Source organism: Mojavia sp. (assembly GCF_059505145.1).
Window position 1 is genome coordinate 92,469 of record NZ_JCACKA010000073.1, and the last position, 10,140, is coordinate 102,608.

Sequence of the window (10,140 nt, forward strand, 5' to 3'; positions counted from 1 at the left end):
CCGCGTAGCGTCTCCGACAAAAGACGCCAATCGCTAACAACAAGCGCTGTCTAATATTACCCAAAATCAATATGGTGAAGTACTAGTCCTCTAAATCTATATCGCTATCGTCATCATCATGATCGTAAGGAAGATCATCCAAATCTATCATCTCTGAGATTTCTTCTACTTCAGTTAGAAACTCAGCATCTACATTTTCACGCTGTATTAAGCGACCATTTGACTTTAGCCATTCTATAAGAACAAACTCATTACTTGAACGAATTACAGTGGCTCGTTGGTTACGAGGTTCTTCACGTAAAGGGCCGTTATTCATAAAAAAACTCCTATTGAATTAGGAAAAAATAGAATGTCCAAAAGTCTAGGTATTCATCTGATTGTAAGTTTTAACTCAGCCGCGTGCCTAGTTTGGACTTCCTAAGCAAGCACTACTACAGCGTTCATTTGTGACAGAGTAATGTATTTGAGCAGCAAGAGCAATAATTTCTGCGGCGCATCAATTGCCTAAAGCATATAGTTATATACCGTTGGCTGCAAACTCTTGTCAGATTTTATCTCCATTTAAATTTGCTTTCTTGAATAAAACTTACATGAAATATAAACTGACAAGTAGATCTTACTTTCAGTATAAATTATATTGACAAAAAAATGTTGATTTTAATAAAATAAAAGTTTTTATTTATAAATATTAGATTAACCTTAAATAATTTCGCAAAAAAACTCTAGCTTGCAGGCTAGAGTAATTTGTGATTGTTGCAAGTTGCAGCTGATATTTAGTATTTCAGCAATGGCAGCACAGTATTAAAATGAGGATTCGCTGGCTGATCCAGAAAGTGGAAGAATTTTAACTTGCAACTAATTTACCCCAACTCACATAAGGTAGTTTTGCCGCAGTTGCCCGAATTTGGTCAGCGTTGGCAACTAACTGACCGCAAGCGTCCCAAGTTCCAGAAATGAAGGTGCTTCTAGTGCCTTCGCCGATAGAAACTGGGGTTGTGTAATCTTCGATTTGTACTTGCAAGGTTTCTAGATTTACCGTGACGGATACTTGCGAATTAGCTGTCACTAATTCTTGCAGGTTTTTAATGGTGGTACTATCAGCGGTAACGCAAGGTATGCCCATTGCAACGCAGTTACCGAAAAAGATTTCCGCGAAGCTTTCACCAATTAAAGCTTGAATTCCCCATTTAGCAAGTGCTTGGGGTGCGTGTTCTCGTGATGAACCACAGCCAAAGTTGCGGTTAACTATTAAGATTTTCGCCCCTTGGTATTGTGGTTGATCGAAAGGATGTTCACCTTTGAGTGCTTGGCGATCGTCAATAAACACGCCTTCGCCTAACCCATCAAAGGTAACGGCTTTTAAGTAACGGGCGGGAATGATGCGATCGGTGTCTATATCATTGCCTACTAAGGGTACGCCGCGCCCGGATACTGCTTTAACTTCACTCACCATAAATTTAGTAAAAAACTAACCACGAAGGACACAAAGAACACAAAGAAATAAGAGTTTAAAAGAGTTTTGGCTTGAGGTTAGCCTGTTAGGGGTTACAGCAATTCGCGTACATCTGCAACTTCGCCTTTAATTGCAGCAGTTGCAACCATTGCAGGACTCATCAGCAGTGTGCGACCAGAAGCTGAACCTTGTCGACCTTTAAAGTTGCGGTTGGAGGAGGAGGCGCTGATTTGTCTTCCTTGTAGTTTGTCTGGGTTCATGGCTAGGCACATAGAACATCCGGGTTCGCGCCATTCAAATCCGGCTGCTTGAAAGATTTTGTCTAATCCTTCGGCTTCTGCTTCTTTTTTGACTCTTTCGGAACCTGGGACGACAAAGGCTTTGACTCCTGCGGCTACTTGACGACCTTGGGCGATTTTGGCTGCTTCGCGCAGATCGCTGATTCTGCCGTTGGTACAGCTACCAATGAAGCAAACATCAACTTTAGTGCCTTTGATCGGTTGACCGGGGAATAAATCCATGTAGTTGTAGGCTTCTTCAGCTACAAATCGGTCTTCTTCGGGCAGTTCGTCGGGCTTGGGGATAAATTGGTTGACACCAATACCTTGACCAGGGGTGATTCCCCAGGTGACTGTGGGAGGAATTTCCGCAGCGTCGAAGACTACTACATCGTCATATTCAGCATTGGCATCACTCTTAATAGATTCCCACCAAGCCACAGCTTTGTCCCAGTCTGCACCTTTGGGTGCAAAGTCTCTACCCTTGAGGTAGTCGTAGGTGACTTGATCGGGATTGACGTAACCACAACGGGCCCCGCCTTCGATCGCCATATTACAGACGGTCATCCTCTCTTCCATATTCATTTGCTCAAAGGTTGTACCTGCATACTCATAGGCGTAACCTACACCACCCTTGACGCCGAGTGTACGGATGATATGCAGGATGACATCTTTGGCGTAAACACCAGGTTTGAGAGTACCGTTAACTTCGATTTTGCGGACTTTTAATTTAGAGAGGGCGAGGGTTTGGGAAGCCAGAACATCACGTACTTGGCTTGTACCAATACCAAATGCGATCGCCCCAAATGCCCCATGACTAGAAGTGTGGCTATCACCGCAAGCAATGGTCATTCCTGGCTGGGTAAGTCCTAGTTCTGGTGCGATGACGTGGACAATACCTTGACTACCAGAACCAATATTGTAAAAAGTTATGTTATTTTCTTTACAGTTTTGCTCTAGCGCTTGGATCATTTCCTCTGCCATCGTATCGACAAAGGGACGTGCTTGATTTTCTGTAGGTACAATGTGATCTACCGTGGCTACAGTGCGCTGAGGAAACAGTACTTTTAAACCTCGTTCCCGTAACATAGCAAAGGCCTGGGGACTGGTGACTTCATGGATAAGGTGAAGCCCGATAAATAGTTGCGTCAGTCCTGATGGAAGTGTCCCAACGGTGTGTAAGTCCCAAACTTTATCGAACAGGGTTCCTTTGCTCATACTTAAATCGTTATTTAACGAGTCAGAGTTTTTATAGTATCAAAATTTGTCAGGCTGTTGCGATGATAAGTTTATTGAACTGGGGATTAAGGATTGGGGACTGGGGGCTGGGGATTGGGGATTGGGTAGTAACTAACCTTAAGCGCTTGCTGAATTAGTAAGATACACACTCAAAATGGTAAAGGAAATTCTCCGAGAGCCATTTGAAGGCATCGGCAAGCCTGAGCCGCTAAAATATGAGTATTCTGGGTGCTGGTCGCGTCGTATTAATCAAGAACATCGGCTTGTGTATTTAGTAAGTGATGATCGAGTTGACTTTCTTCAAGCTTGCTATCACTACAAATAAAAATACTATCTTGAGTTAAATAATCATGCCAGTAAAAGTTACATCTGCTGAAGCGAATGGAAATCTAGATAAACTTTGCACTCAAGTTTTAGAGACAGGTGAAGCTGTAGTTATTAGCCAAGCAGATGGTAAAAACGTTGTCTTAATTGCTGAGACTGAATTAAATAGTTTATTAGAAACTCTGAATTTGCTTCGCTCACCTGCAAATTCTGCTCGTTTATTAACTGCTTTAGAACGTGCAAAAGCGGGAACAATTGAACCTCAAAATGTTAACGAACTATATGATAAGTTTGGTTTAAACGAGGATGATACAGATAATGAAATTGCCGCTGCAAGCTAATATTACCTACAGGCTATAAGTAGGTAGGCACGAACATATTTTAAATTTCCCGCTTCGTTGCCATCCCGCAAAAGAATCAATTCTCTTGCTAATAGCTCAACTCTGCTAAAGTTGACTAAGCTGTATATTTCAGTCCACTTGAGTGGACTAAAACTCTGAGAGGATGTTTTCAAAGTTCTCTTGTTGGTAGCAAAAAGTTTTAGATCCCCCTAAATCCCCCTTAGAAAGGGGGCAGTGCGTTGCGGGGGTTCCCCCCGTTGTAGCAACTGCCGTGGACTTTAAGAAGTTTCCCCCCTTAAAAAGGGGGGTTAGGGGGGATCAATAGGTACTTAACATCACAGATAACCACTTTTCAAACAACCTTTGAGCCTCTGAACTTCAGTTCAGGCCGGGATGATGGTAAATGCGATGCGTCAACTGTTACAAAAATGTGAGTAATAACAAGAACTAAACGCAGGGTCTACCTTCTGCCTTTGTGAAAATGCAATCTAGAAGGCGAAACTGAAATCTCTCTGAAATATTCTCTTTAATGGCTGTAATTAACTTTATTCTTGTAATCAAGAATATCTAGGATATACAAGATAAATAAATTACTAGCTTTATGGCCATAGATTTATTGAATTTCTTTCAGGCTACTGACCCCAGCCGCACTCTGTTTATCAAAAATGCAGTAGATGCAAAGTATTACATCGATTTTTCTGCGGTGCGAGGTGGCGACATTATTAACAAGCTGAAGTATAAGATTACATTCTTCAAGCCGAATGAGCCTACCTGTACTTTATTTACTGGACATATTGGTTGCGGGAAATCGACGGAGTTATTACGGTTACAGGTGGAACTGGAAAAGCTAGGCTTTGAGGTGGTGTATTTTGAGTCTAGTGAAGACCTGGAAATGACCGATGTGGATATTGCCGATGTGTTGCTGGCGATCGCACGTCGTGTTAGCCAAACTCTGGATAAAATTACCTTAGCCGAAACCAGTAAATTAAATGAATTACTCCAAGGTGCTTGGAAGGTCTTAAACTCTGAGGTCACAGGAGTCAAGCTCAAAGTTCCAAACGTTGGAGATGTGGGTTACTCGGCTGAAAAGGAAAAGCTGTCTTTGGCGTTTGGGATTGGTGAAATCACCACGAAGGCGAAAAATGACCCTACACTGCGGGAAAAACTCAATCAGTATCTCGGCCCGCAAAAAACCCAATTGCTAGAAGCGATTAACCGAGAACTACTAGAACCTGCGATCGCCAAACTCAAGCAGCAAGGTAAAAAAGGTTTAGTAGTAATTGTCGATAACCTTGACCGCATTGATAATCGTGTCAAGTCTTGGGGTCGTCCGCAACAGGAATATCTGTTTGTGGATCAAGGAGAGTTTTTGACCAAACTAAATTGTCATTTAGTTTATACAATGCCTCTGTCGCTGAAATTCTCCAATGATTACGGAATGCTGACCCAGCGATTCCCAGAAGATCCGAAAGTTTTGCCGATGGTTCCGGTACAGTGGCCTGATGGTAGCGTCCATGAACAGGGAATGGCGCTAATGCAGCAGATGGTTTTGGCTAGGGCTTTTCCTGACTTGCAACCAGAGGAACGCTTAAGCAAAATTCCAGAGATTTTTGATGATGTAACAGCCTTAGAACGGTTATGCAGTGCGAGTGGTGGTCATGTGCGCGACTTACTGCGGCTGTTGAATACCTGGATTATGGAAGAAATGACCCTTCCCTTATCTTGTGACACCTTAGAACAAGTAATCCGCGCCCGTCGGAATGAAATGACCATGCCAATTTCTGATGATGAGTGGCAATTATTACGTCACGTCAAGCATAGAAAAAGAGTCAGCGACGATCAAGGATATCAAAAACTGATTCGCAGTCGCTTTGTATTTGAATACCGCGATCGCGGCGAGTCTTGGTTTGATGTTAACCCGATCTTGGCAGAAGCCAGAGAGTTGCAGGGCTGAGTAGGCAGGGGGCAGGGGGCAGGGAGCAGGGGAAAAAGCAGCGAGTAAGGAGCAGAGGAATGGAAAAAGAACCAATCAAAAGTCATGAAGACTTAGAAGTATACAAAATGGCATTTGATGTAGCCATGAAAATTTTTGAATTATCTAAGAAGTTTCCTATAGAGGAAAGATATTCATTAACTGACCAAATTCGTAGGTCATCACGTTCTGTTTGTGCGAATTTAGCCGAGGCATGGAGAAAACGTCGTTATGAAGCTGCTTTTATTGCAAAATTAAATGATTCCGAAGCCGAAGCAGCAGAAACTCAGACTTGGCTTAAATTTGCTGTCAAATGTAGTTATTTAGACGTTGATACAGGCAGAGAACTTTATGCAGCTTACAACCGAGTTTTAGCCATTCTAGTAACTATAATCAACAATCCATCACCTTGGCTCATAAAACGCTAATTTCTAATGCTCCCTGCCCCCTGCTCCCTGCTCCCTGCCCCCTGCCCTTTAAATTATGAGTGAACAGCAAATCAACAACGATCGCGCACTGCAACAACTAGCTTGGGCAATTCAAGCTTCTGTAGGGCAGTTTAAGCTGATTTTGGCAAAGTGCAATTATGCCCAACAGCGCGATCGCTTAATTGCCAAACTACAAGAAATCTGTGCTGTCAAAATTAGCGTTTTATATCTCAAGCCATCTCAAAGGACACTTTACACCGCCATTCGTGAAGATTTTGGGGATAATGTCCAAGCTTTGATGATAGTGGGGTTAGACAAATTGCAAGATTTGTCTCAGATGTTAATTTCGGCTAATCAGGTGCGGGAGGAGTTTCGTAAAAGTTTCCTTTTTCCGATAGTGCTGTGGGTTAATGATGAAGTTTACAAACAACTGATGCAGCTAGCGCCGGATTTAGAAAGTTGGGCAACTACGAAAGATTTTGATATTGGCACTACTGAATTAATTGAGTTTATTCACCAAACAGCATCACTATTATTTGATAATTATTTAAATTTAAATTTAGAAATTATTGCCGAAATTAAATCAGCTTGGCAAGAATTACAAAAATCAGGGCAAGATATAGAAGCTGAGTTAAAAGCCAACTGTGATTTTTTACTAGGACTAGTTGAATCAATAAATAAAAATTTTGATGCAGCTATAGAACATTACAATCAAAGTTTAGCTTTTTGGCGTGCAAGTAAAAATTTTGAGCGTCAAGGTAAGTTACTTACTCAAATTACAATTTGCTATTACGAAAAAGCGAAGTTAGATAATAAAACTCAACCACTGGTTAATAATAAAATCAGCGAAGGTGGAAAGAGTTTGTATAGCAGCGATTTAAAACTGCCAGAAATTTTAGTTAATAACTATCTCCAGCAAACTATCACAGCATTTGATGCCGCCCAACGTCCCGATTTAGTTGCCAATTCTCTAGATAAATTTGGCATTATTCTCCGTTTTTTAAAAGATTGGGAGCAAATAAAAGCTCTGGCAGAACGTGCTTTAATTGTTCATCAAGCCGAAAAAAATACAATTAAGATAGCTCAAGATTATGGTTTTTTAGCTGAAGTAGCTTTAGTAAAAAATAATTGGCAACAAGCAGAACAATTAGCCCAAAGAGCATTAGCAATATTATCTGAGGCTGAACAGTCAGTGCAGGCTAACTTAGTTCGTGTAACTGCGGTTTCTCATCACCAGGCTATTCGTCAAGAATGCTTATTAACTTTGGCGCAAGCACAACAAAATTTGGCGCAATATGAAATAGCTATTGAAAATTCAGAAGCGGCTAAAAATATTGGTGTTACTGGCAACGAACCGCAGCTTTATTTAGAGATTTTGGATAATTTGCAAAAGCTCTATTTTCAACAAAAGCAATATCTTTCAGCTTATGATACCAAACTAGAAGCACGTTCTATCGAACAGCAATTTGGTTTACGGGCGTTTATTGGTGCAGGTAGATTACAAGCTACAAAACAGCTAGGGACGCAAGTTCTCACACCTTTACAAGTTGATAATAATGATAATATCGCCCCAGAAATTGCCGCATCTGGTCGTCAATTGGATGTAGAACGGTTAATTGAACGCATCGGTCGCCCTGACTATAAATTAATCGTAATTCATGGGCAATCGGGTGTAGGTAAAAGCTCCTTAATGAATGCGGGACTAATTCCGGCTTTAAAAAAGAAAGCCATCGGGATTCAAGATAACTTGGTTGTCGCCATCCGCGTCTACACCAATTGGGTTGAGGAGTTGGGGCGGGTGTTGGGGGACAGGCGGGACAAGGGGACAAGGGGACAAGGGGACGGGGGGATAGGAGAAGGGGGAGAGTTAGAACTGGAAGCATCTCCCTCAGATACTGATTCATCTCCCTCAGAACCTCATTCATCTCTCTCAGATACTCGTTCATCTCCCTCAGAACCTTATTCATCTCCCTCAGATACTCGTTCATCTCTCTCAGATACTCGTTCATCTCTCTCAGATACTCGTTCATCTCCCTCAGAACCTCATTCATCTCCCTCAGATACTGATTCATCTCCCTCAGATACTGATTCATCTCTCTCAAATACTCGTTCATCTCTCTCAGATACTGATTCATCTCCTTCAGAACCTCATTCATCTCTCTCAGATACTGATTCATCTCTCTCAGAACCTCATTCATCTCCCTCAGAACCTCTCCGCGTCCCCGTGTCTCCCCCTCCCCCCATCTCCCCTCCCGCCCTCCTCACCCAATTGCGAGAAAACGAACAGCGCAACCTGCGAACTGTGTTAATTTTTGACCAGTTTGAAGAATTTTTCTTTGTTTACCCAGAAGCAAAACAAAGACGGCAGTTTTTTGAATTCTTGGGAGAATGTCTAAATATCCTCTCTGTAAAAGTGATTTTGTCACTGCGGGTGGATTATCTGCATTATTTGCTGGAGTGCAATCGCCTATCGAGTCTGAAGATTATTGGTAATGATATTCTCAGCAATAATGTCCTTTATGAGTTAGGGAATTTTTCGCCCACTGATACCAAGTTAATTATTCAGCGTTTAACTGAAAATACTAGCTTTTATTTAGAACCTGCTTTAATTGACCAACTAGTTACAGATTTAGCCGGCGAACTGGGAGAAGTGCGCCCAATTGAGTTGCAGGTGGTGGGGGCGCAACTGCAAACCGAGAACGTTACAACTTTGGCGAAGTATCAAGAATTTGGGGATAACGCTAAAGAAGAACTAGTGAAGCGCTACTTAGCAGAGGTGGTTGATGACTGCGGTGTAGAGAATAAACAAGCGGCGGAATTGTTGCTGTATTTGCTTACCGATGAAAAAGGGACTCGCCCCCTGAAGACTCGCGCTGAACTAAAACGGGATTTGCAGCAATATTTCTCGTTTAGCAATATTCAGTCTTCGCAGATCCCCCCAACCCCCCTTGAAAAGGGGGGCTATATTTCTTCTTTTATCCCCAAGTGGGGCAATAATAATATCACTCCTTCCACCCCCTTATTAAGGGGGTCGCCGCAGGCGGGGGGATCGAAAGATCAAGTCTTAGATGCCAGTAGATTGGAGTTAGTATTACAAATTTTTGTGAAATCTGGCTTGGTGGTTTTATTACCAGAAAACCCCGCAGACCGTTATCAACTGGTGCATGACTATTTAGCCGCCTTTATCCGCCAGCAAAAAGAGCCACAATTAAAAGAGTTGATGGCGCAACTGCAAGAAGAAAGAAAGCAAAGAAAGCTAAGTGAAGCCAAACTCAATGGCTTTCTCAAACGCGCCCTGATGGGTTCAGTTGCAGCCGGATTGGTATTGGCTGGGTTAGCAGTAACCGCCTGGGATGCAGCACGCAGGGCAGAAGAGCAAAAAAAACAAGCCGATGTTAGTGAAATCAATGCTTTGACTAACTCTAGCGAGGCATTTTTTGTCTCAGAGCAACCTTGGGATGCCCTGATAGAAGGCTTAAAGGCAGCAGGAAACCTAAAAAATGCAGAATTGGCAACCCCAAGCACCCGCACACAGACAATTGCCGCATTAAGACAGGCGGTGTACTTACAACCAAATGAAAATAAATTCAGAGAACGTAACACTTTAGAAGGGCATAGCGGTAGTGTCTATAGTGTGAGTTTCAGTCCCGACGGCAGCAAGACCCTAGCCACAGCAAGTTCTGACAGCACAGTCAAACTCTGGGACATCTCTGGCAAACTACTCAAAACTCTCAACGGGCATAGCGGTTTTGTCTGGGGTGTGAGTTTCAGTCCCGACGGCAAGACGATAGCCACTGCAAGTTATGACAGGACAGTCAAACTCTGGGACATTTCTGGCAAACTCCTCAAAACTCTCAACGGGCATAGCGGTTTTGTCTGGGGTGTGAGTTTCAGTCCCGACGGCAAGACGATAGCCACTGCAAGTTATGACAGGACAGTCAAACTCTGGGACATCTCTGGCAAACTCCTCAAAACTCTCAACGGGCATAGCGGTTCTGTCTATAGTGTGAGTTTCAGTCCCGACGGCAAGACCCTAGCGACTGCAAGTGATGACAGCACAGTCAAACTCTGGGACATCTCTGGCAAACTCCTCAAAACTCTCAAC

The 10,140-nt window shown here is 42.7% G+C and carries 7 protein-coding genes and 1 pseudogene; 5 read left to right on the forward strand and 3 right to left on the reverse strand.

Annotated features, from left to right (window positions below):
* Nucleotides 1-82: 82 nt before the first annotated feature.
* From AC5JL8_RS18935 to leuC, 3 genes are all read right to left on the reverse strand, one after another.
* On the reverse strand, nt 83-316 hold the full coding sequence (locus AC5JL8_RS18935) for a DUF3134 domain-containing protein (RefSeq protein ID WP_495881229.1): 234 nt from the start codon (nt 314-316) through the stop codon (nt 83-85).
* 528 nt (nt 317-844) lie between these two features.
* On the reverse strand, nt 845-1,453 hold the full coding sequence (gene leuD, locus AC5JL8_RS18940; protein ID WP_495881230.1) for a 3-isopropylmalate dehydratase small subunit: 609 nt from the start codon (nt 1,451-1,453) through the stop codon (nt 845-847).
* 92 nt (nt 1,454-1,545) lie between these two features.
* The gene (gene leuC, locus AC5JL8_RS18945) at nt 1,546-2,949 is read right to left on the reverse strand and encodes a 3-isopropylmalate dehydratase large subunit (protein ID WP_495881231.1); all 1,404 of its coding nucleotides are present in this window, start codon (nt 2,947-2,949) and stop codon (nt 1,546-1,548) included.
* 169 nt (nt 2,950-3,118) lie between these two features.
* On the opposite strand from leuC, the pseudogene AC5JL8_RS18950 reads away from it, so the two are divergent.
* From AC5JL8_RS18950 to AC5JL8_RS18970, 5 genes and pseudogenes are all read left to right on the forward strand, one after another.
* Nucleotides 3,119-3,295: pseudogene (locus AC5JL8_RS18950) on the forward strand (Txe/YoeB family addiction module toxin); the annotation flags it as partial.
* A 25-nt stretch (nt 3,296-3,320) separates the two neighbouring features.
* On the forward strand, nt 3,321-3,635 hold the full coding sequence (locus AC5JL8_RS18955) for a type II toxin-antitoxin system Phd/YefM family antitoxin (RefSeq protein WP_495881232.1): 315 nt from the start codon (nt 3,321-3,323) through the stop codon (nt 3,633-3,635).
* Between the two features lie 601 nt (nt 3,636-4,236).
* Nucleotides 4,237-5,589 (forward strand): response regulator, encoded by a 1,353-nt coding sequence (locus AC5JL8_RS18960; protein WP_495881233.1) that lies wholly within the window; start codon nt 4,237-4,239, stop codon nt 5,587-5,589.
* A gap of 59 nt (nt 5,590-5,648) precedes the next feature.
* Nucleotides 5,649-6,035, forward strand: a complete 387-nt coding sequence (locus tag AC5JL8_RS18965) for a four helix bundle protein (protein ID WP_495881234.1) — start codon at nt 5,649-5,651, stop codon at nt 6,033-6,035.
* Nucleotides 6,036-6,090: 55 nt separating this feature from the next.
* Nucleotides 6,091-10,140: nSTAND1 domain-containing NTPase (locus tag AC5JL8_RS18970; RefSeq protein ID WP_495881235.1), on the forward strand; the 4,050-nt coding region annotated here is incomplete at its 3' end.